The 19,376-nt window shown below is 59.1% G+C and carries 20 protein-coding genes; 13 read left to right on the top strand and 7 right to left on the bottom strand.

Annotated features, from left to right (window positions below):
* Positions 1 to 34: 34 nt before the first annotated feature.
* The 5 genes from ACLD0W_RS00730 (at position 35) to ACLD0W_RS00710 (ending at position 4,415) form a co-directional block, all read left to right on the top strand.
* Entirely contained in the window at positions 35 to 1,609 is a 1,575-nt protein-coding gene (locus ACLD0W_RS00730; protein ID WP_410305609.1) for an SIR2 family protein, read from the top strand.
* Positions 1,610 to 1,697: 88 nt separating this feature from the next.
* Complete coding sequence (locus ACLD0W_RS00725) at positions 1,698 to 2,579, top strand: hypothetical protein (RefSeq protein WP_410305608.1); 882 nt, start codon at positions 1,698 to 1,700, stop codon at positions 2,577 to 2,579.
* A gap of 108 nt (positions 2,580 to 2,687) precedes the next feature.
* Positions 2,688 to 3,506 carry a pentapeptide repeat-containing protein gene (locus ACLD0W_RS00720; protein WP_410305607.1) on the top strand — a complete coding sequence of 273 codons (819 nt, stop codon included), beginning with the start codon at positions 2,688 to 2,690 and terminating at the stop codon, positions 3,504 to 3,506.
* Positions 3,506 to 4,135 carry a nucleotidyltransferase domain-containing protein gene (locus ACLD0W_RS00715; protein ID WP_410305606.1) on the top strand — a complete coding sequence of 210 codons (630 nt, stop codon included), beginning with the start codon at positions 3,506 to 3,508 and terminating at the stop codon, positions 4,133 to 4,135. The genes ACLD0W_RS00720 and ACLD0W_RS00715 overlap by 1 nt, the downstream gene beginning before the upstream one ends.
* Positions 4,128 to 4,415 (top strand): hypothetical protein, encoded by a 288-nt coding sequence (locus ACLD0W_RS00710; RefSeq protein WP_410305605.1) that lies wholly within the window; start codon positions 4,128 to 4,130, stop codon positions 4,413 to 4,415. The genes ACLD0W_RS00715 and ACLD0W_RS00710 overlap by 8 nt, the downstream gene beginning before the upstream one ends.
* A gap of 717 nt (positions 4,416 to 5,132) precedes the next feature.
* Here the strand turns inward: ACLD0W_RS00710 and ACLD0W_RS00705 are convergent.
* Positions 5,133 to 5,291 carry a hypothetical protein gene (locus ACLD0W_RS00705; RefSeq protein WP_410305604.1) on the bottom strand — a complete coding sequence of 53 codons (159 nt, stop codon included), beginning with the start codon at positions 5,289 to 5,291 and terminating at the stop codon, positions 5,133 to 5,135.
* Between the two features lie 110 nt (positions 5,292 to 5,401).
* On the opposite strand from ACLD0W_RS00705, the gene ACLD0W_RS00700 reads away from it, so the two are divergent.
* The 4 genes from ACLD0W_RS00700 to ACLD0W_RS00685 all read left to right on the top strand — a co-directional run bounded on the left by ACLD0W_RS00700 (position 5,402) and on the right by ACLD0W_RS00685 (position 9,311).
* The gene (locus ACLD0W_RS00700; protein WP_410305603.1) at positions 5,402 to 5,632 is read left to right on the top strand and encodes a helix-turn-helix domain-containing protein; all 231 of its coding nucleotides are present in this window, start codon (positions 5,402 to 5,404) and stop codon (positions 5,630 to 5,632) included.
* A gap of 65 nt (positions 5,633 to 5,697) precedes the next feature.
* On the top strand, positions 5,698 to 6,840 hold the full coding sequence (lldD, locus tag ACLD0W_RS00695; RefSeq protein ID WP_410305602.1) for an FMN-dependent L-lactate dehydrogenase LldD: 1,143 nt from the start codon (positions 5,698 to 5,700) through the stop codon (positions 6,838 to 6,840).
* Positions 6,841 to 7,050: 210 nt separating this feature from the next.
* Positions 7,051 to 8,664 carry a Fic family protein gene (locus tag ACLD0W_RS00690; RefSeq protein ID WP_410305601.1) on the top strand — a complete coding sequence of 538 codons (1,614 nt, stop codon included), beginning with the start codon at positions 7,051 to 7,053 and terminating at the stop codon, positions 8,662 to 8,664.
* Between the two features lie 62 nt (positions 8,665 to 8,726).
* On the top strand, positions 8,727 to 9,311 hold the full coding sequence (locus ACLD0W_RS00685) for a TetR/AcrR family transcriptional regulator (protein ID WP_410305600.1): 585 nt from the start codon (positions 8,727 to 8,729) through the stop codon (positions 9,309 to 9,311).
* Positions 9,312 to 9,345: 34 nt separating this feature from the next.
* On the opposite strand, the gene ACLD0W_RS00680 is transcribed toward ACLD0W_RS00685, so the two are convergent.
* Both ACLD0W_RS00680 and ACLD0W_RS00675 read right to left on the bottom strand, forming a co-directional pair.
* Positions 9,346 to 10,329 (bottom strand): NAD-dependent epimerase/dehydratase family protein, encoded by a 984-nt coding sequence (locus tag ACLD0W_RS00680; protein WP_410305599.1) that lies wholly within the window; start codon positions 10,327 to 10,329, stop codon positions 9,346 to 9,348.
* A gap of 130 nt (positions 10,330 to 10,459) precedes the next feature.
* Positions 10,460 to 10,882 (bottom strand): putative quinol monooxygenase, encoded by a 423-nt coding sequence (locus ACLD0W_RS00675; RefSeq protein ID WP_410305598.1) that lies wholly within the window; start codon positions 10,880 to 10,882, stop codon positions 10,460 to 10,462.
* A 131-nt stretch (positions 10,883 to 11,013) separates the two neighbouring features.
* Here ACLD0W_RS00675 and ACLD0W_RS00670 point away from each other — a divergent pair, with 131 nt between their 5' ends.
* Complete coding sequence (locus ACLD0W_RS00670; RefSeq protein WP_410305597.1) at positions 11,014 to 11,910, top strand: AraC family transcriptional regulator N-terminal domain-containing protein; 897 nt, start codon at positions 11,014 to 11,016, stop codon at positions 11,908 to 11,910.
* Positions 11,911 to 11,957: 47 nt separating this feature from the next.
* Here ACLD0W_RS00670 and ACLD0W_RS00665 read toward each other — a convergent pair whose 3' ends face one another.
* Positions 11,958 to 13,139 (bottom strand): MFS transporter, encoded by a 1,182-nt coding sequence (locus ACLD0W_RS00665; RefSeq protein WP_410305596.1) that lies wholly within the window; start codon positions 13,137 to 13,139, stop codon positions 11,958 to 11,960.
* Between the two features lie 149 nt (positions 13,140 to 13,288).
* Here ACLD0W_RS00665 and ACLD0W_RS00660 point away from each other — a divergent pair, with 149 nt between their 5' ends.
* The 3 genes from ACLD0W_RS00660 to ACLD0W_RS00650 all read left to right on the top strand — a co-directional run bounded on the left by ACLD0W_RS00660 (position 13,289) and on the right by ACLD0W_RS00650 (position 15,739).
* Complete coding sequence (locus ACLD0W_RS00660) at positions 13,289 to 13,735, top strand: Lrp/AsnC family transcriptional regulator (protein WP_410305595.1); 447 nt, start codon at positions 13,289 to 13,291, stop codon at positions 13,733 to 13,735.
* Between the two features lie 374 nt (positions 13,736 to 14,109).
* Positions 14,110 to 14,898, top strand: a complete 789-nt coding sequence (locus tag ACLD0W_RS00655; RefSeq protein WP_410305594.1) for a type IV toxin-antitoxin system AbiEi family antitoxin domain-containing protein — start codon at positions 14,110 to 14,112, stop codon at positions 14,896 to 14,898.
* A 178-nt stretch (positions 14,899 to 15,076) separates the two neighbouring features.
* The gene (locus ACLD0W_RS00650; protein ID WP_410305593.1) at positions 15,077 to 15,739 is read left to right on the top strand and encodes a hypothetical protein; all 663 of its coding nucleotides are present in this window, start codon (positions 15,077 to 15,079) and stop codon (positions 15,737 to 15,739) included.
* 38 nt (positions 15,740 to 15,777) lie between these two features.
* Here ACLD0W_RS00650 and ACLD0W_RS00645 read toward each other — a convergent pair whose 3' ends face one another.
* The 3 genes from ACLD0W_RS00645 to ACLD0W_RS00635 all read right to left on the bottom strand — a co-directional run bounded on the left by ACLD0W_RS00645 (position 15,778) and on the right by ACLD0W_RS00635 (position 19,367).
* On the bottom strand, positions 15,778 to 16,644 hold the full coding sequence (locus ACLD0W_RS00645; protein WP_410305592.1) for a PA4780 family RIO1-like protein kinase: 867 nt from the start codon (positions 16,642 to 16,644) through the stop codon (positions 15,778 to 15,780).
* A 63-nt stretch (positions 16,645 to 16,707) separates the two neighbouring features.
* Complete coding sequence (locus ACLD0W_RS00640) at positions 16,708 to 18,888, bottom strand: TRAP transporter permease (RefSeq protein WP_410305591.1); 2,181 nt, start codon at positions 18,886 to 18,888, stop codon at positions 16,708 to 16,710.
* A complete protein-coding gene (locus ACLD0W_RS00635; RefSeq protein WP_410305590.1) occupies positions 18,885 to 19,367 on the bottom strand; it encodes a DUF1850 domain-containing protein in 483 nt (160 codons plus the stop codon). Before ACLD0W_RS00635 ends, ACLD0W_RS00640 begins: the two co-directional genes overlap by 4 nt.
* Positions 19,368 to 19,376: the final 9 nt, after the last annotated feature.

The raw sequence follows: 19,376 nt of genomic DNA, 5'->3' as shown, positions 1-19,376 counted from the left end.
ATGCAAAAGATCTTGGAACTTAGAAGGAAAACTCGTGACCTTTAAACAGCTTCTTTCCGAGCATTTTAATAAGTTTTCGGCATCACCCTTCTTGTTTGTAGGGTCTGGCATGTCAAGACGCTATATGGGGGCGGAAAACTGGGAAGATCTTTTGAAAAGGTTTTGCGAGCGAATTGGTGAAAACTACACAAAAATCAGGTCACAAGCCGATGGGGATTTGACCAAAATAGCTAGCGTCCTATCTAAGTCATACAGTGAAAATTGGTGGGATAGTGAAATTAAAGGGGATAAGGACGAGCGCTACGCTGATCACCTTTTAAAATCGGACTCTCCGTTGAAAGTAGAGATATCAGACTATCTAAAAGGAATTCATGAGAACGTCAACGAAGAATATAGAGACGAAATCGAATTCTTAAGATCAAGTAAAATTGATGGTGTGATTACCACTAACTGGGATCTTTTCTTGGAGTCTATTTTTAGTGAATTTTCTGTCTTTATCGGGCAGGATGGATTGTTTGCAAGCAGGAACTACGGGATTGCTGAGATCTATAAAATTCATGGCAGCTGTAAGGATCCGAACAGTTTAATTTTAACTCATGATGACTATGAGAGGTTTAGAAAAAAGAATCCATATTTATCATCAAAGCTTTTAACTATATTTGTAGAGCACCCGATTATATTTCTTGGATACTCTCTTACGGACCCGCATATCTTAGAGATCTTAGAGGAAATTGTAGAGTGCATACCGGAAAACAAGATGGATGCTCTCAAAGAGAATATTATCTTTGTGGAATGGGATCCTGAATTGAATGAGCCAACATTAACAGAGTCAATAATACTAAAAACTCTGCCGGTGAAGCTCATTAGGGCTAACTCTTATCGAGATATATTTGAAGTTTTGTCTGAGGTAAAGCGCCGAATTCCCGCTCATATCTTCCGCCAGATAAAAGACGAACTATATGAGCTAGTAATAACAAACGATCCCAAAGGGAAGTTGTATGTTAAAGAGGCTGATGACGTAGGGGCTCTAGATGGCCAGCAAGAGTTTGTGGTCGGATATGGTGCAATCAGCAAAATCAAAAAATCCGAGGAAATGGCGAAGCAAGGACTCATTGGCTTATCAAGAGAAGATATTGTAAGAGACGTAATTTTTGACAATGGCGGATATGATTCGTCTTCAATCGTATTCGAAGTTTTTCCAAATCTCATAAAAGGCCAAATAAATATTCCTATATTTAAGTATATTAATGGTGCTGGTTTGATTTTTGAGCGTGGAAAGACAAATGAAGATGGACTCTGTGGTTCATTGGTGACTAGGATAGGATACGGTGTAGAACACTACCGGCCCAGCGGTTTCGAGGAGCGAAGGGCGAACACGCTTCCTCAAATCAAGGAGGGCATCGAACAGCTATATAACTCAGTTGATTTTAACCTCTTTTTACGCATGGCGGTATTCGTGCCCCCAGAGGTCTTGGACTTGGATGCGCTCGAGAAAATTTTGAAAAAGCATGCAGACGACGATTTTTCACCAGGAGAAAAAAGCCAGTTTATTAAGATCGTATGTGTCTATGACTTGGTTAAATATTCACGCAGGTATGACCCTGCATAACCAATGAATTAAGCCGACCAATTTTCCGCTGCCGCTCCAAATTGGCGGCTTATTCAAGGCGTTATGCATCAGGGAGTAAAGAGATAAATTGAAGCTTTTAATTCCAGAGTTTCATGTTGGGGCTGAAAAAGCAGATAAATATATTTGTCAGTTGTTCAAAGATCTCAAAATACCAGTTCCCCCTAAAGGGGATCGAAGGAAGACAGTAAAGATTACTGTAGGGGCTAATGTTACTGAAATAGATCTTGAGAAGGAGTTTCAGTACATAAAGAAAAATGGAAAAGGTTTTGCGCTCCAGATGATGCTTGACCAGAATGACCGCTTCTTAAATACGCCTCTTAGTCTGGGCATAACCGGAGATGATTGCGGAATAAAAATAAAATCCACTAGCGAGTATGGGGGTTATGTATCTACAATTGAATTCCCAGGTATTATAGAAGCTCCAGAAATATCCTTTTCTGATGATGTTGAGTTCTTCAGACATGAGGCTGTACGCACTTTTAATGATGATGATCTATCTGGATTTGCTAGGTCATACCGAGGATTTCTTCAAAGCTCAATCTCGTTGGTTGATTGCTTCTTGCACCGATACACGTTTCATGTAAAGCGCCTCGTTCCTTCCACAAAAGAATATGCCAATACTGAGGCCCTTGATTCAAGAAGATCGCTTGAGGAAAGATTAGAAGCTTGGATAACTACTTTTGCCCCTCATAAAATGGAAGAATATATTGGCTCCAAGCAACGCTCTAAGTTCATTGAGCTAAAAAGTCAAAGGAATTGCATTGTTCATCCATCTAACCCAAGCATCCCATATGGGGTAAAACAGGCTGTTAGGTACTTGAATTACGCTCAAGATGGTATAGGTGGTTTACTTAGTGAGCTTCGTAGTTACACTGGATATTCGGAAAACATAGGGTTTATACGTCAAGTGAAGACGTTACCTGTAATATCGGTACGGAAAAATGCATAACAAGCACATCAAAAATCTCTCCGCTGCGTTCCGCTGGACCTCCTTACGCTGCGCTTCAGTCGGCCTTTTATGTGGGCGTTATAAGGTATGAAGGGTGAGTCTCACGGCATGAATGATCACTTTCGCCCAACGGGCAGGGAAATTATCTCAGACCAAGCTGTCGCCCATGACCTTGAAGGCGTAAACCTGAAAAATAAACAATTTGAACGTTTGGTTGCCAAGAAGAAACGCTTCACAGATTGCGATTTCAGCTACTCGCAGTTCAACTCAGCATACTTGCATAAGTGTATTTTTGATTCCTGCAAATTTGTTGGGTGTAAGTTCACTAACTCAAACCTTAGAGGTAGCAAGTTTGAGGGCTGCGTGTTTGATTACGCAGAGTTTTCCCAAACGCAAGTAGAGCCCGAGATTCTTGATACAGGGTGCCCCGGCCAAGAAAACCTTCAGCAGAAATTTGCCAGAACGCTTAGGGTGAATTTCCATCAAATTGGAAATTCAGTTGCTGCAAACAAGGCGATTAAAATTGAACTCGAGGCCGGCCGTGTTCATTTGTATAAAGCTTGGCGGTCTCGTGAGGCCTATTACCGAAAGCATTATCTAGGTGTAACGCGAATTAAGGCTTTTTTGGAATGGCTTGATTTTGTATTGCTTGATGCGTTCTGGGGTAATGGTGAAAGCTCCATAAAGCTGCTTAGAGCATTGCTTCTGGTAATATTAGTTATTGCATTGGGCGAGGTTTATTTCTTAGAGGATGCAGCCTCACTGAACAGTTATTTTGAGGCAGTAAAAAATGCTCCGCAAGTATTCCTTGGCGTCGCTAGGCCAGATGGGTTTTCGGGCCTGCTGTTAGCAGGTATCGCGGCTTTGAGGTATATAATGCTTGCCTGCTTGGTGTCGATTCTAGTTAAACGGTTTAGTCGTCGATAATGCATATCTACGCTTTTGGATCAATCTGTCGCGGTGATATTTCTGTTGACTCTGATGTCGACCTTCTGGCGCTTGTGGAAGGTCGGGATTCTCGCCTCGATCCTGAGAAATTTTCGATTTACTCGTATGCGAGGATAATTGAACTTTGGGAAGCTGGTAACGCATTCGCTTGGCATCTGTCTCTTGAAAGTCGTCTGATTTACGCCGCTGATGGGGCTGACGTTCTTAAGAGCTTGGGGTCGCCATCTAAATACTTGGGGGCAGTAGCCGATTGCTTAAAATTTCGAGATATATTTGAATCCTCATTCCGGTCCGTTCAAAAAGGCACGCCAAGTCTTGTGTTTGAGCTTTCAACGATTTTTCTAGCTTTGCGAAATGTCGCGACCTGTTATTCGCTTTCAAGGACGGACAGCCCAGCCTTCGGAAGGGATTCGGCGAGAAGCCTTGGTCCGAGAAGCCTGGATATTGATGAGAATGTTTATTCTTTGCTAATGCAGGCTAGGCTGCTTTCCACGAGAGGGGCCGGGGAAAGTATTGGTGATATCGATCTGGCGATTTTATTGCCGGAGTTGAAGCGCTGCCGATCTTGGATCGATGAACTATGCCATGAGGTGAAATTAAATGGATGAGTTTGTTAGCCGAATGGCGACCCAAAGACATGTTCTGGACATGGTCAACTCAAGGCTCGATCTTGACGAAAAGCTCTTCGGGCTGTCCTCCAGTGCGATTGACCGTTGGGCGGTGAACAACCGACTTGGGCCATCTTCTAGAGTGGTTAGCCTACTGAAGAATATCTCATCTGAGCTATTTTTTATGGCTACTCGTAGCCAAGAGCCAGTAAGTAGTGAATATGAGGCGAGAAGAGATAAAATTATTGAAGCGGTTACCGAACTTGCGGATGCGGTGTAAACAGTGGCTGTTGTCGGGCGCACTTACGCTGCGTTTCGGTACGCCGCAAACCCAAGTGTTATGCGTCCGGGTAGGCTATGGAAGAACTATCTAGAAAATTGAGCGAAATAGATGCGCTAGAAACATGGAAAGATCATGTTCAAGGCTTTTCTAGGCCTCAAGTGGCAGAGGCATATGAAAGAGCGCAGTCTCTATGGGTTCATAGGATGATTTGTGAGAACAAGCTCTACTTACATCCTGATGTAATTGAGTAGCTTGAGGGGCAAAACTGGATTCCAAATGATCTGCATAAGCGGATGATATGGGCTAGCCTAATAGCTTCTGATGAAAGTCCAAATAGCAAGAAGAGAATGTACAAAATAAAGGGTGGTCTTATCAGAAAGCATGGCAAGGACTGGTGGGAAGATGTTTATTCTCGCCTCAAGCATGCTTACGCAGCCAAAGAAAGAATAAAGAAAATTCGATCTGGGCCAGCAGTGTCAGCTTTTATTGCTAACACTTTCATTGGGGCAGAAGCTGCCAATGAGGAACGAGTTAAAGCCCTAATAATGATTCCACGATCATGATGCACATAACTAGGTAGTGCAGTGGAGCCAGTTACGCTCAGCCATTTTTATGGTATCGCTTCACTGTTTTTGCCATAAAAATTTTTCTACTACACTGGCCCACTGACCATAGCGTTGCAAAAGCGCGCAGGCTGATCATGCCACTTGTCGGTTACAGTTTTGGTTTGGAACGACTCAGCAAAGCCGATTTGATCGCCTCCGCCCCCTTCCGATAACAAACCACCGCAAGCAGCTCCGAATCAACCCAAACGCCCCAGTAGCGGCTCCCACGATAGTGCCCGATCTCAATGTTCGGCTTGCGCTTCTTCATGATTCCCTCCATGAGTTTCAATGATACGTAAAGTCATCATAGAGCATGGTGCCCAGATATGCTACTTATAGTATGTAGATTTATAGTCATCTATAAGAACAATTTGAAATATGACTACTCACATTAATGACGCACAGAAAAAGCTGGGTTCCGTGATCCGGGAGCGGAGACGGGCCGCCGGTATTTCCCAGGAAGCTTTCGCCACCGAGGTGGGGATTCATCGCACCTATATCGGGGCGGTGGAGCGGGGCGAGCGCAACGTCTCCCTGGCGAACATCCTGCGTATCGCCAGGGCGTTGAACGTCTCCGCAGCCCAATTGTTCAATGAGGCCGGCCTTTAGTTCTTACGGATTGCAAAGTCTTCCTCTCCAAGCTGCCCGGTTCGCCAAGCCACCAGGAGACAACCATGATCATCTCCTCCACCCACGATTACCGCCTCGCCGCCAAGCGCCGCCTGCCGCCGTTCCTGTTCCATTACATCGACGGGGGCGCGTACGACGAGCACACCCTGGCGCGCAATGTGGCGGATCTGCGCGATCTGGCGTTGCGGCAGCGGGTGTTGAAGGAGGTGGGGGAGGTGGATCTGTCGGCGCGGTGGTTCGGGGAGGCGGTGAGCCTGCCGGTGGCGTTGGCGCCGGTGGGGCTTACCGGGATGTTCGCGCGGCGGGGCGAGGTGCAGGCGGCGCGGGCGGCGGCGTCGCGGGGCGTGCCGTTTACGTTGTCGTCGGTGTCGGTGTGTCCCATCGAGGAGGTGCAGCCGGCGATGACGCGGCCGATGTGGTTTCAGCTGTATGTGCTGCGCGACCGCGGGTTCATGAAGAACGCGCTGGAGCGGGCCTGGGCGGCGGGGGTGCGGACCCTGGTGTTCACGGTGGATATGCCGGTGCCGGGGGCGCGCTATCGCGATCGGCATTCGGGGATGTCCGGGCCGTTCGCGGCCTGGCGGCGGGTGCTGCAGGCGGTGACGCACCCGCGCTGGGCGTGGGACGTGGGCCTGCGCGGGCGGCCGCACGATCTGGGCAATGTGTCGGCCTATCTGGGCCATCGCATTCACCTGGAGGATTACATCGGCTGGCTGGGCGAGAACTTCGATCCGGCCATCGGCTGGCGGGATCTGGAATGGATTCGGGAGTCTTGGAAGGGCTCGATGGTGCTCAAGGGCATTCTCGACCCGGAGGACGCCCGCGAGGCGGTGCGGTTCGGCGCGGACGGCATCGTCGTTTCCAACCACGGCGGGCGCCAGCTCGATGGCGTGCTGTCCTCGGCCCGGGCCCTGCCGGCCATCGCCGACGCGGTGCAGGGCGACCTGACGATCCTGGCGGATTCCGGCGTCCGCTCCGGCCTGGACGTGGTACGCCTGCTCGCCCAGGGCGCGGATGGCGTGCTGCTGGGCCGCGCCTTCGTCTACGCCCTCGCCGCCGCCGGCGAGCAGGGCGTGGCCCATGTGCTGGACCTGATCGCCAGCGAGATGAAGGTGGCGATGACGCTTACCGGGGCGCGGGCGGTTGGGGAGATTTCGCGGGAGAGTCTGGTGCGGGCGGGTGGTTGATCCTTGGTGCCTTGTTAAAGGCTGGCTTTAGTGCGCGCTACCTGTCTGTTCATCCAGTGCTTGGCACTTTGCACCAACCAAGGCACAATCATTTTTGTGCAAACCCTTATTGGTGTAACCGTTTTTGTGCACAGATAACCCGTTTTGTGCAGCGGCTAGTTTGTGTCACCGCTTTGGGTTGTCCAAAAGCCGTTTTATTCGGAGGTCCCCATGACGGAATTGCCCGCCGATCCCATTGGTGCCGCCTGGCTGGCACGGGCGTATGACGTCATGCCGCTGGGGGCCCTGGCGGTGGTGAGCCAGGTGGGCGGCCGTCGTAGCACCGAGGTGAACGAGGGCTTCCGGCTGGAAACCTATCCCGAGGCCATGCGACCGCCGTCAACCCCGGCGGCGCATTTACAGTTCCACCTGCGTCATGAGGTGCCGCACCTGGAGTTTCTCGCCCGTTTGTTCGAGCGCACCGGACCCGGGTTTGTGCAGGCGTGGGTGGCGGCGGAGCCCACCGGCCAGTACGCCCGCCGCGCCGCCTTTCTGTACGAATGGTTGACGGACGAGGCGCTGGCGGTGCCCGAACGGCTGGGGGGCAACTACGTGGATGCCCTCGATGACAGCAAGTTGGTGGCGGCCTCCGCTGATCAAGTGATCAAGAGCAAACGCTGGCGGGTCAACGATAACCTGGCGGGTACGCGGCATTTTTGCCCCATGGCGGTCAAGACCGAGGCGCTGGCCCAGGCGGCGGGGCTGGATGTGGGTGCGCTGTTTGGCGAGCTCACCGAGGAGTTCGGCGAGGACCTCCTGGTGCGCGCGGCGGTGTGGATGACCCTGCGGGAGAGCAAAGCCAGCTTTGCCATCGAGGGGGAGGCGGATCAGGTGGGGCGGGTACAGCGTTTCGCCGACGTCATGGCACGGCGCACCGGGGAGGGAAGCCTCCCTCTGGATGATGCGGGGCTGGCCGATCTGCAACGGGAAATTCTGGGCGAGAGAACCACCATCCAACATTTTGGCGTTCGTCAGTCGCCGGTGTTTGTCGGCGAGGTGGTGCGCTACCAGGAAGTGGTGCATTACGTGGCGCCGCCGGATGATGCCGCTGCCGCGATGCTGCAAGGCCTGCGGGTGTTTCTGGAGCGGACCCGGGGCCAGTCTTCCACAATGCGCAGCGCGGTGGCGGCCTTCGGGTTTGTGTACATCCACCCGCTGGCCGATGGCAACGGCCGCGTGCATCGTTTCCTGATCAACGATGTTCTGCGCCGTGACGGCGTGATCCCGGACCCGGTGATCCTGCCGGTGTCCGCCGTGATCATGGATGACGCGGGTGAGAGGCGTGGCTACGACCGGGTGCTGGACGAGGTCTCCAAACCCCTGATGCAGGCCGTGCGCCAGCACGTCGAGTTCACGCCGACACAAACCACCTACCCGGATGGCGTGGTGTCCAACCTGGTGTTCCATGGTACGAAGCAGGCCATGCCGCTTTGGCGCTATCCCGACCTGACGCCCCATGTGATTTTTCTGGCGGCGATTCTCCGTCGGACCTTGACCGAGCAGATGCGCGTGGAGTCCCGATACCTGCGCACTCACGCGCGGGCCCGTACGGCGCTCAAGGAGGTGGTGGAGATGCCGGACCCTCAGGCCGATCGCCTGTTGCGCTCCATCGAACAAAATGGCGGGCGACTCAGCAACGTCCTGGCCAAGGAAATGCCGGTGCTTCGCAGAGCCGGGGTGTGGGAAGAACTTGTTGAGGCTGTTGCGCGAGTCTTTCAGGAAGAGGAAGCGACGGACGCCAGGGTGCTGGATCGGTATCGCCCGGAGAAGCCGGCTGGGAAGTAGTATCCATCCCGAGCGTTTCATTTTCCTCTATATCATTGGTATATTCCGCTCGTGTCGGGGCGATGGCCGACGTAAAAACCAGAGAGAGCATTTTGAGTTCAAGTACGGAAGACGCAATCCTGAGCGCCGCGGCCGAGGTGCTTGAACGCGGTGGGGTGGCGGCGTTGACCACGCGCGCGGTCTGCGAAGCGGCGGGGGTGAAGTCGCCGACGCTGTATCACTACTTCGGGGACAAGGACGGGCTGGCATCCGCTTTGGTGCGTCGCGGTTGGACGGAGTTCATGGCGCGCAAGCGGGCCGCGCCGGATACCGATGATCCCATGACGCTGCTGCGTAACGGCTGGGACCAGGCGGTGGATTTCGCATTGAAACGTCCGGCGCTCCATGCGCTGTATGCGGCGCAATTGCGAATACAGCCGGAATTGGCGAACGAAGCCTACGCGCTGATGCGCGGACGGGTTCAACGTCTGGTGGACCGGGGCGTCTTCAAGGTCGCGGTGGACGAAGCCGCCCGCGCGGTCTGGGCTGGCTGCAACGGGGTGCTGGCGTTGACGGGCCGGGGCTTGTCGCGGCGGGACATCGAGGCTACTAGCGATCTTCTCTTCGATGCGGTGGTGGCGCGGCTGAGCGTGGCGAACCGGAGTTGACGCCCACGCCCGGCGGCGGGAGAGGCTTCTTTTTTCAGGTCGACTGCATGGCGGCGAGCCCCTGTTCCCAGGAGACGATGGGGCGGTAGCCCAGTTCCCGTTCGGCCTTGTCGATGTTGAGCGTGAAGGGCTGGCCGATCAGTCGCAGCATTTGGCGGGTGATGGGCGGTTCGCCAGGCCGGTTGAAAACCCGCCACACCCACTCCATGCATTGCGCCAACCGCCACGCCACGGGAAGCGGTACGGAGGCCTTCGGCGCGTCGATACCCCGGGACCGCAGCAAGGCGGTCATCACCTCGCGCAAGGTGCCGTCGCGGCCGTCGCTGATGAAATAGGCCTGGCCGCCCGTGCCGCGTTCCAAAGCTAGTAGGGCCGCGTGGCAGACGTTGTCCACGTGGGCGGTCGACATGGCTTGGGAGCCGTCGCCCACCCAGCGGAACTGTCCTGCCCGCACGTTTTCGATCATCTTATCCAGCGTTGGCATCCCTTGTCCCCAGATCATCGGCGGCCTGATGACGACGGTCTCGAAATGGCCGGGGTCGTTGGCGCCCAGCACCAGGGCCTCGGCGCGTGCCTTGGAGGCGCTGTACGGTGCCCAGGGCCGCTCCTGGCGCGGCAACGATTCGTCGGCGCGCATCATGGGCTCCAGGCCGCCCATCACCACGGCCGCCGCGCCCACTTGCACGAAACGGCGAACGCTGGCGGTGGCGGCCGCGGCCTCCAGCAGGTTCCGCGTGCCCTGGACATTCGCCCGCTCGAACTCGTCCTTGCCGCCCCATAGCTTAAAGACTGCGGCCACATGAATAACGGCTTCGCAGCCCTCCAGGGCCCGCTTCAATGCCTGCGGATCGTCGAGATCCCCGGAGGCGGCCTTGGCACCCAGTGCGGCCACCCGTTGCGCGGCGGAGGGGGATCGGGCCAGGGCGCGAACCTCCCAGCCTTGACTCTTCATACGTTGGATTAAGCGGCCACCGACGAAACCCGAACCGCCGGTGACGAGAACTTTTCGTGTATTCATGATTGTGTATCTGTATCGTTGATACACATAAAATATATCGATGATATATTGGCTGTCAATCGCAAGGACGCCCTGATCAAAGTGCGGGCCTTGCCGCCGGTGGCGGGCGGGTCGGCAAGGGCCGCCAGATTCAGCGCCGGGCGAACACTTCTTTGCCCATTAGTACATCCAGGCGGTGCACATGGGCCGGGCGCGCCAGGATGGCGTTCATCCGCTGCAGGTCGCGGAAGATGTCGCCGCCGCCGCCTTCCACATGGGCCTGGCGGCCGGCCCGGTCGGGAAACACCTCGAAGATGCCGAACACCCGTTGCGAGTACCGCACCGCGTACCAGGGGCCGGTGGCCGGTTCGTCACGGACGCAGGCGAGGATGTCCTCCAGCATGCGCAGCACCTCCTGCTCCTTTCCGGGCAGGGCTTCGATGTGGATATAGAAGGCTTTTCGGCCTTCTTCCCCGTCCTCGCCGGAGACTTCCACGCCCCGGTGCGGGCGGGCGAGGTCGGTGGTGGCGGGTTCGGGCGTGGGGCCGGGTTGCCTTGGGGGCTTGTCGGTCATGGTTCACCTCCTTTGCTGAGGCTTCCACGGTACCGGTGGGGCTCCGCAGGGCGGTGCCTGAAGCGCGCTATGGTTTGCCTGATTGTGCCGATTGGGCTGTACCGGGCGTCATGCCTGGATAACAATGGGCCATGTCCGATGCTCTGTGCCAGGCGGTGCGCCGCTATACCCGATTGCAGGCCAATACGGCGGGGATTGCCTCCACGCCGGTGGCCGGGCTGTTCCTGGTGTCGGGCGAGCGCCCCGGCGCGCTGGAGCACGCCATCAGCAAGCCGCTGGTGTGCCTGGTGCTGCAGGGCAGCAAGCGGGTCACCATCGGCCCGCGCACCGTCACTTTCGCCGCCGGCGATGCCATGATCGTCACCGCCAATGTGCCCACCGTCAGCCGTATCCGCGAGGCCAGCGCCGCCCGCCCGTACCTGGCGGTGGCCCTGGATCTGGACCCGACGGTGATCGCCGAGCTGGAGATGACCCTGGGGGCTCACGAGGCATTGAAAGAGCCGGCCTTTGATGACGCCGAGGTTCAGCTCCGGGACGCGGTGTGGCGGCTGGTGCGGTTGCTGGAACAGCCGCGCTCGCTGGCGGTGCTGGGCCCGTCGCTGGTCCGTGAGATCCATTACTGGCTGCTGCTGGGCCGCCAGGGCCCGGCGATTCGTCATCTCGGCTTGCCGGAGGGCCGGGTGCGCCGCATCGGCCGGGCCGTGGCCCTGCTGCGCCGGGACTACGCCCGGCCCCTGACCATCGAACAACTGGCCGACGCGGCCGGCATGAGCCGCTCCGCCTTCCACCGGCACTTTCGCGCGGTGACCTCCCTGTCGCCGCTGCAATTCCAGAAGCAGCTGCGCCTGATCGAGGCGCGCCGCCTGCTGATCTCGGAAGGCAAAACCGCCAGCCGCGCCGCCTTCGAGGTGGGCTACGCCAGCGTGTCCCAGTTCACCCGGGAATACGCGCGCCTGCACGGCCGCCCGCCGGTGCGGGATCGCAACGCGGTGGCGGAGCAGGGCGAGGCCGCCGCAGACTCAAGATAATCGGGTTTGGGGCCGGTCCGCTTTGGCTCTCTGTTGGCCGCCGGGCTTCAGAGCGATTCTGGTTTCACCGCCGAGGAGCCTTCCTGCCCGGCGCTGGCCCAGGCTATAACCGTCAGGCCCAGCGCCACCAGCGAGAGCAGGGCGCCGGCCCAGTTCGGCGAGGCCAGGCCAAAGCCGGCGGCGATGGTGGCGCCGCCCAACCAGGCGCCTAGAGCGTTGCCCAGGTTGAACATGCCGATGTTCACCGAGGCGGCCATGGTGGGCGCGCCCGCCCGGTTGGCACGGTCCATCACCAGCTTCTGGATCGGGGAGACCGTGGCGAAGCCGAAGGCGGCCATCAGGAACACGGAAGCCGACGCCACGATGCCGTTCTGCACGCCGAGCCAGAATACCAGCAGCACCGCCGCCTGCGCAGCCAGAGTCACGAACAGCGTGCCGAACAGGGACCGGTCCGCGAAGCGGCCGCCGATCCAGTTGCCCACGGCCAGGCCGAGCCCGAACAGGATCATCAGCCGTGCGACACCGCCTTCCGAGAACCCCGCTTCCTGAATCATCATCGGCGCGATGTACGTGATGGAGGTAAAGAAGGCGGCGGGGCCGAATACGGTGATGCCCATGGACAGCAGCACCTGCGGGTCCACGAACGCGCGCAATTCGGTCTTCAGCGCGATCGCCTTGCCCGCTTCGATGCGCGGCACCAGCAGCGCGACGCTGGCCACGGTGACCAGGCCGATGCCGGCGATCAGCCAGAACACCAGCCGCCAGTCATAGGCTTGGGCTAGCCAGGTACCGACCGGCACACCGATCAGGTTGGCTATGGTCAGGCCGGAGAACATAAAGGCGATGGCGCTGGCCTGCCGTTCCCGGGCCACCAGGGAGGCGGCGATGATGGAGCCGACGCCAAAGAAGGTACCGTGGTTGAACGCGGTCAGGATACGGCCCGCCAGCGCGATCGGCAGTGTCGGCGCCAGGGCGGTGATCACGTTGCCCAGCGTGAAAATCAGCGCCAGTCCGATGAGCAGGATTTTGCGGGGCACTTTGGCGCCGAGGACGGTCAGAATCGGGGCGCCCACGAACACCCCCAGGGCGTAGGTGGTGGCCATCAAACCGGCCGAGGGAATGTCGACGCCGAAATCCGTGGCGATTTGAGGCAGGATGCCGGCGACGACGAATTCGGTCAGGCCAATGCCGAAAGCGCCGATGGCCAGCGCGAAGAGGGCGGCGGGCATGGGAGGGTCTCCAGATTAAGAGGTTTTCATTCGAAGATGATTCGGTTAAAAAGAGTATATTCGAGATGAAATTCGGAGATAAACCGGAAATGCCCGTCCCAGGTAAAGAAAAAGATGCTGTTCGGCAGGTTCGCCATCATCCGGCTGATTTGGACGCGATTGACCGAAAAATATTAGGGGCGCTGGCCGAAGATGCCTCGCGCAGCTACGCGGAACTCAGCAAGATCGTGAACCTGTCCGCCCCCGCCGTGCACGATCGGGTAAAGCGGCTCAAGCGCGATGGCGTTATCAAGGGCACCGTGGCCGTGCTCGATGGCTGCAAACTGGGCCGGACCTTGCTGACGTTTCTGGTGGTCGATACCAGTAACTACAGCGCCACGCGCAAACTGCTCACCTTCGCCGGCCGGCCGGAAGTGGAAGAGCTGCATACCGTCGCCGGCGACGGCTGTGTGCTGGTGAAGGTACGCGCCAATGACACCGAATCCCTGGAAAGCTTTCTGATGGAGATCCAGAGCCTGGAAGGGGTGCGGTCGGTGCGCAGCTACATCGCACTGTCCACTTTCCTGGAGAGGGGCCCTTCCCCGGGCCCGGCCTGAGTTTATACAAAACCCAAAACGCTTTTGTTCTTCGCCTGCGCCTGATCGAGCAGCACCTCCACGACGGCCCGCCGATGCGGGATCGCAATGCGGTGGCGGAGCAGGGAGAGGCCACCTCGCTGCCACGGTGACCGCTTTTCAGGGGCCATCTGGGCTGGCGGCGTCCTGACTCTGCCCCGCTATTTGCGTTTGCACCCGGCGATATCGCTCACAGGGATTGTCTCTCCTCGCTGACACCTTTTTCCGTTTTTGCCCACTGTTGCCCGCCGCGCCCCAGAGCGATGCTGGCCGTCGATATCTGTTCCCGTCGAGGACGACCAAGCAGCGTCGGATATTTGAAAAGTAATTAGTTATCGTAGTTAGGCTTCGTTTAAATGAGGTTTTCCAAATTGCTTAATATTTTGGAAAGGCGTATAAGTCGTAGTGTGACTACGCCAAAGCGAAATAAACTAAATACGCTCTACACCCGGCTCCGGCCCGGCGCCCCGGTGACCTCCGAGGATCTGGCGAACTTGGGCATCTCCGCTGATCTGGCGGTGCACTACGTGCGGGCCGGTTGGCTCACCCGGCTGGCCCGTGGGGTGTATCGCCGGCCCAACGATACCCTGGTGCTGGAGCCTTGCCTGGTGGTGCTGCAGCGCCGCTTTGAAGGCCTGCATGTGGGCGGCAAAACCGCCCTGGATTGGCATGGCGTGCGCCAGTACGTGGCCCGGCAGCCGGTGTTGCAGCTGTATGGTTGGCGGTCCGGCCATCTGCCGGCCTGGTTCACGGATCGCTTCCCCGCCGAGTACCACCGCAAGCGGCTGTTTGATGAAGAGCCCGATGTGCTACGACATGCGGGGCCCTTCGAGGGCGCCCCGAAGGCGCCGCGGATTTCCGCGCCGGAGCGCGCCTTGCTGGAGATGCTCAGCGAAGTAGGAGTGCGCCAGCCGCTGCAGGAGGCCCGCGAACTGGTGGCGAGCACTTACAGCCTGCGGGCCCGGGTACTGCAAGAGCTGCTGGAGCACTGCACCAGCGTCAAGACCGTACGGCTGTGCTTGCAGTTGGGCCGTGAGGGCGGTTTGCCCTGGGCGGCCAAGCTCGATGCCGACAAGCTGCCCACCGGCAGCGACCGGCCCTGGGTGTCCCGGTCCGAGGACGGCCTGCTGGTGATCAAGCCATGAGGTCCGTTTACCTGGACACGGCCCGCCTGCTCACTCAAGTGGCGCCCCTGGTGTTCGTCGCGAGCTCCATAATCTGGCCCTGCGCTCGAAGGAAAGGCGGGCGGCCGGCAAAGAACAGTTAGAATACTGTCTGGGGCGGATAGTCAGACAGGTCAGTGAAAGATAATGGGGGAAGTTCATGGATGAGTTCTTCAGGCTTTTGGCGGAAGGCCTGCAAAAAGGGAATGTGCTGCTCGTCATCATTGTGCTTGTGGTGCTTTTTGTTCTGAATGCGCACAAGTTGTACCCCCTCTTTGTGGAGAGGAAAAAGAGCCGTTTGAAGAGTCTGGAAGCGGCCTTGCAGTCGGAGTGGGTGCAGGGCGCGGAAAGAGAGTGCCTGAAGAAACAGGCGGAGACGGAACATTTCCATGCCGCCACCGGAATCATGCTGGAGAAGGCGCCGCGTGAAGCGTTACTGCGGATCTACGAGCGTAGTGGCGGACGCTTGCCATTCGTTTACTTCAGGCGTGCTGCATTTTATGTTCGATATGAAAACGGCGAGCTCGAAGTACGGCTTAGTCGATTAGAGCGCTTGATGATGTGGGGTGGCCTCGGAGGTGGGTTACCTGTATTCGCCATATCGCTTACTTTGCTTCTTTGGACTCTCTGTGCGCTGGTGCTTTGGGGTAGCGAGCCCTTCGGCCCCTGGAGATTCTGGTTGATTTCCAGCGTGATTGGATGGACGGGCGCCTTGTCGTCCCGCTCAGCCTATTCCGCGAATCGCGTTCGCCGGGAAATACAGCGCCAGGCCAGCGAAACAGACACCCCCGGTGACGTAACCAATCCGCCCGCTACCCCCTAATGCGAAGACACAAACTCCGCGCCCTCATGGGCCGCCGGTCAGTGGGCGGCGCCGTCGTCCTCGTCCGGCCGGGCGCGGCGGAGGCGTTCCTGTTCTTCCTCGAAGGCGGCTTTGATTTCGGCGAGCACGTCTTCCACGTTGGCGGCCTGGCCGGCGTCCTGGAATTCGCCGGTGAGGGGCGTGTCCGGGTGCAGCTCGCCGGCTTCGTAGAGCGCCCAGATTTCCTCGCCGTAGCGGCTGTCGAGCAGGGCCGGGGCGAATTGGCCGTAATAGCGGGTCATGTTGTGGACGTCGCGCAGCAGGAAGGCTTTGGCGTGGTTGTTGGCGGCGGCGTTGACCGCCTGGGGCAGGTCGATGATCACCGGGCCGTAGGCGTCCAGCAGCACGTTGAATTCGGACAGGTCGCCGTGGACCAGGCCGGCGCACAGCATGCGTACCACGTAGCGCATCATCTGGGCGTGGTCTTCCAGGGCCTGCTCCTCGGAGGGCACCACATCGCACAGCCGGGGCGCCACATCGCCCTGGTCGTCGGTGATCAGCTCCATGAGCAGCACGCCTTCCAGCATGTCGTAGGGGCGCGGCACGCGCACGTCGGCGGCGGCCAGGCGACGCAGGGCGTCCACCTCGGCGGTCTGCCAGATTTTTTCCTGCTGGTCGCGGCCGAAGCGGGAGCCTTTCTCCATGGCGCGGGCGCGGCGGGTGCTGCGCACCTTGCGCCCTTCCTGGTAGTGCACGGCCTGTTTGAAGCCGCGCTGGGCGGCTTCTTTATAAACCTTGGCGCATTGCACTTTGTCGCCGCAGCGCACCACGTAGATGTCGGCTTCCTTGCCGCTCATCAGGCGGCTGATCACTTCGTCCACCAGGCCGTCGTCGACCAGGGGCTGTAGGCGTTTCGGGGTTTTCATGCCGCCCTTATACGCTATTCGCCGGGCCCCGGCATCCATGCCGACATCCACGAGAGGCGCCCTTCATACCGGATCGGTGATCTCCCCCTTTTGTTTGGCCAGCAAAAACAGCACCACCGCCGCCACCGCGCCGATGGCGTCGCTCCACAGGCCCGGGTAGATCAGCGCCAGGGCGCCCACCAGGGCGAGCACCCGCCAGGGCGGGCTCAGTGGTCTTCGCAGATAGCCTTCCACGGCCACCGCCAGCAGCAGCACGCCAATCACGCTGGTGACGATCACCCAGAGGGTGTTGGCCAGGGTGGCGTCGATCATCAGCATGCTGTGGGCGAACACGAACATGTACGGCACCAGGAAGCCGGCGATCGCCAGCTTCATGGCCTGGAAGCCGGTGGCGTTGGGCGAGCCGCCGCTGATGCCGGCGGCGGCGTAGGCGGCCAGCGCCACCGGCGGTGTCAGGTTGGCGAAGATGCCGAAGTAGAACACGAACATGTGGGCCACGAAGATGGCCGTGTCGTTGCTGCCGGCCAGCTCGCGGAACAGGGGCAGGTTGAGCAGGATCGGCGCGGCCATGGTGCTGGTGATGATGTAGGTGGGGATGCTGGGCAGCCCCATGCCGAGCACGATGGAGGCGATCATGGTGAGCAGCAGGGTGACCAGCAGCTGCAGGGTCGGGAACGGGATCGATTGGCCCAGCTGCACCACCGCGTCGGCGGCGTCCAGGGCGATGCCGGTGAGGGTGGCCACGCCCACCACGATGCCCACGGCGCCGCAGGCCAGGGCCACCGGGATCGAGTTGCGCACGCCGTTGGTCATGGCGTCGCGGCAGTCGGCGAGGTCGATTTTCTCCGCTTCCAGGCCCAGGCGGGCGCGCAGGGCGTTGATCACCACCGGCAGGGCGATCACCGCGAACAGGCTCCAGCGGCTGGCCGGCATGTTGGGCATCGAGTGGCCCAGGGCCAGGGCGCGCAGTTGCGGCTCGAAGATCAGTAGCGCCAGCAGCACGCTCAGGCCGATGGTGACCCGGCGGGTGCCGCAGATCAGCACGGTGGCGGCGATGGACCAGAAAGCGGCGAAGAAGGGCGCGCGGCCTTCGAACAGCAGCCACAGCAGCACCGCCATGGGCACCAGCAGGTGGCCGCGTTTGAGCAGCACTTCGCGGATCGGCGTGAGCTGAGAGCGGGGAATGCCTTCCAGGCCGTTGCGCATGGCGCGCAGGTGCACCTGGAACAGCACGCCCAGATAAAACAGCAACGCCGGAATAATGCCGGCCAGAATCACCTGGGTGTACGGCACCGACAACACCTCCGCCATGATAAAGGCGGCGGCGCCCATGATCGGCGGCAGGATCTGCCCGCCGACGCTGGCGGAGGCTTCCACGGCGCCGGCGAAGTTGGGCTTGTAGCCGGTGCGCTTCATCAACGGAATGGTAAAGGCGCCGGTGGTGACCACGTTGGCGATGGCGGAGCCGTTGATGGAACCGAGCAGGCCGCTGGCCAGCACCGCCACCTTGGCGGGGCCGCCCCGGGTGTGGCCGGCCACCGCCAGGGCCAGGTCGTTGAACAACTGGCCCAGTCCGGATTTCACCAGAAAGGCACCGAACAGAATAAACAGGATGATGTAGCTGGCGGACACGGCGATGGCGGTGCCCAGCAGCCCTTCGGTGATGAACACCAGGTGCGACATGATCTGCCGGCCGGTGGCCAGCACGATGTTTTGGTTGAGTTCAGGGTAGAACGACAGCTTGGCGTAAAAGCCATAGATCAGAAACAGCACGCCCAGCAGGGTCAGGCCCCAGCCGGTGACCCGGCGGGTGGCGTCCAGCACCATCAGGATCGCCACCGCGCCGACGATCATGTCGGTGGTGTTGACGCGCCCGCCGGAGGCGATCACCCGGTCCGCCACCACCAGCATGTAGATGCCGATGCCAAAGGCGGCGGCGGCCAGCAGCAGGTCGAGCCAGGGCACCCGGTCGCGCACGCCCTTCTTGGTGATCGGATAAAGGATAAAGGTCAGTGCCAGCAGCGTATAAAGATGGATACTGCGTTGCGCCACGTCCACCAGCGGCCCGGAGAACGAGGTGTAAAGATGGAACGCCGCCAGCAGTACGCACACTGTGGTGACGAACACCACCGTCCAGCGCGGCAGGGCGTCGCGGACCACGCTCTCGCGGTCGTACTTTTCCAGGGCTTCCTTGACCGCCGGATCGGTGTCGTCCGGGGCCGGCGGCGGGGATAACTGGCTCATGGGCTTCTCCAGCTTGCCGCCGCCCGCAGCAGGGCGGGCAGCATGGTGAACAGGGGGGCGTCACGGGTGGTGAAGGTCAGCACCTTCGGCGGGCCGGGGTCGGCCAGTATCAGCGTAACGCCCCGGTAACGCAGCCGATAATGCTCCGTGGCGGCGGCCTGCACGTTGAGCGGGTCCACCGGGCGGTGGATGCCGTCCATGATCACCCAGCCGTTCTCCAGGCGGGTGTCCGTGCCGGCCTGATCCGGCACGCCGGCGCCGAAGGTCTTGAAGCGGGTGGCCACCAGCATCAGACCGCCGTCCGGTTCGATCCGGAACCGTTCTTCCCAGTCTTCCTTCTCCACGGAATGGGTCCAGCGCACCACGAAGGGGGTGCCGGCGGGGCCGGGCAGGGCGAAGCGCGCCCGGTCACCGTCCAGCACCATCAGCCAGGGCAGGGGCAGCAGCGCCGCCGTGGCGCCCGCCACTGACAGCGCCACGACCAGCGC

The sequence above is a fragment of the Alloalcanivorax sp. C16-1 genome (genome assembly GCF_046507805.1).
Lineage (GTDB): Bacteria > Pseudomonadota > Gammaproteobacteria > Pseudomonadales > Alcanivoracaceae > Alloalcanivorax.
The sequence above is the reverse complement of the archived record's forward strand: the minus strand, read 5'-3'. Positions and strand labels throughout refer to the sequence as shown.

What these genes read in the sequence shown, in the direction of transcription:
- ACLD0W_RS00705 (WP_410305604.1), bottom strand. Translation starts at nt 5,291, where the DNA reads ATGAAGAAGCGCAAGCCGAACATTGAGATCGGGCACTATCGTGGGAGC.
- ACLD0W_RS00670 (WP_410305597.1), top strand. Translation starts at nt 11,014, where the DNA reads ATGTCCGATGCTCTGTGCCAGGCGGTGCGCCGCTATACCCGATTGCAG.
- ACLD0W_RS00715 (WP_410305606.1), top strand. Translation starts at nt 3,506, where the DNA reads ATGCATATCTACGCTTTTGGATCAATCTGTCGCGGTGATATTTCTGTT.
- ACLD0W_RS00640 (WP_410305591.1), bottom strand. Translation starts at nt 18,888, where the DNA reads ATGAGCCAGTTATCCCCGCCGCCGGCCCCGGACGACACCGATCCGGCG.
- ACLD0W_RS00700 (WP_410305603.1), top strand. Translation starts at nt 5,402, where the DNA reads ATGACTACTCACATTAATGACGCACAGAAAAAGCTGGGTTCCGTGATC.
- ACLD0W_RS00650 (WP_410305593.1), top strand. Translation starts at nt 15,077, where the DNA reads ATGGATGAGTTCTTCAGGCTTTTGGCGGAAGGCCTGCAAAAAGGGAAT.
- ACLD0W_RS00675 (WP_410305598.1), bottom strand. Translation starts at nt 10,882, where the DNA reads ATGACCGACAAGCCCCCAAGGCAACCCGGCCCCACGCCCGAACCCGCC.
- ACLD0W_RS00665 (WP_410305596.1), bottom strand. Translation starts at nt 13,139, where the DNA reads ATGCCCGCCGCCCTCTTCGCGCTGGCCATCGGCGCTTTCGGCATTGGC.
- ACLD0W_RS00685 (WP_410305600.1), top strand. Translation starts at nt 8,727, where the DNA reads ATGGCCGACGTAAAAACCAGAGAGAGCATTTTGAGTTCAAGTACGGAA.
- lldD (WP_410305602.1), top strand. Translation starts at nt 5,698, where the DNA reads ATGATCATCTCCTCCACCCACGATTACCGCCTCGCCGCCAAGCGCCGC.
- ACLD0W_RS00680 (WP_410305599.1), bottom strand. Translation starts at nt 10,329, where the DNA reads ATGAATACACGAAAAGTTCTCGTCACCGGCGGTTCGGGTTTCGTCGGT.
- ACLD0W_RS00655 (WP_410305594.1), top strand. Translation starts at nt 14,110, where the DNA reads ATGAGGTTTTCCAAATTGCTTAATATTTTGGAAAGGCGTATAAGTCGT.
- ACLD0W_RS00720 (WP_410305607.1), top strand. Translation starts at nt 2,688, where the DNA reads ATGAATGATCACTTTCGCCCAACGGGCAGGGAAATTATCTCAGACCAA.
- ACLD0W_RS00645 (WP_410305592.1), bottom strand. Translation starts at nt 16,644, where the DNA reads ATGAAAACCCCGAAACGCCTACAGCCCCTGGTCGACGACGGCCTGGTG.
- ACLD0W_RS00710 (WP_410305605.1), top strand. Translation starts at nt 4,128, where the DNA reads ATGGATGAGTTTGTTAGCCGAATGGCGACCCAAAGACATGTTCTGGAC.
- ACLD0W_RS00690 (WP_410305601.1), top strand. Translation starts at nt 7,051, where the DNA reads ATGACGGAATTGCCCGCCGATCCCATTGGTGCCGCCTGGCTGGCACGG.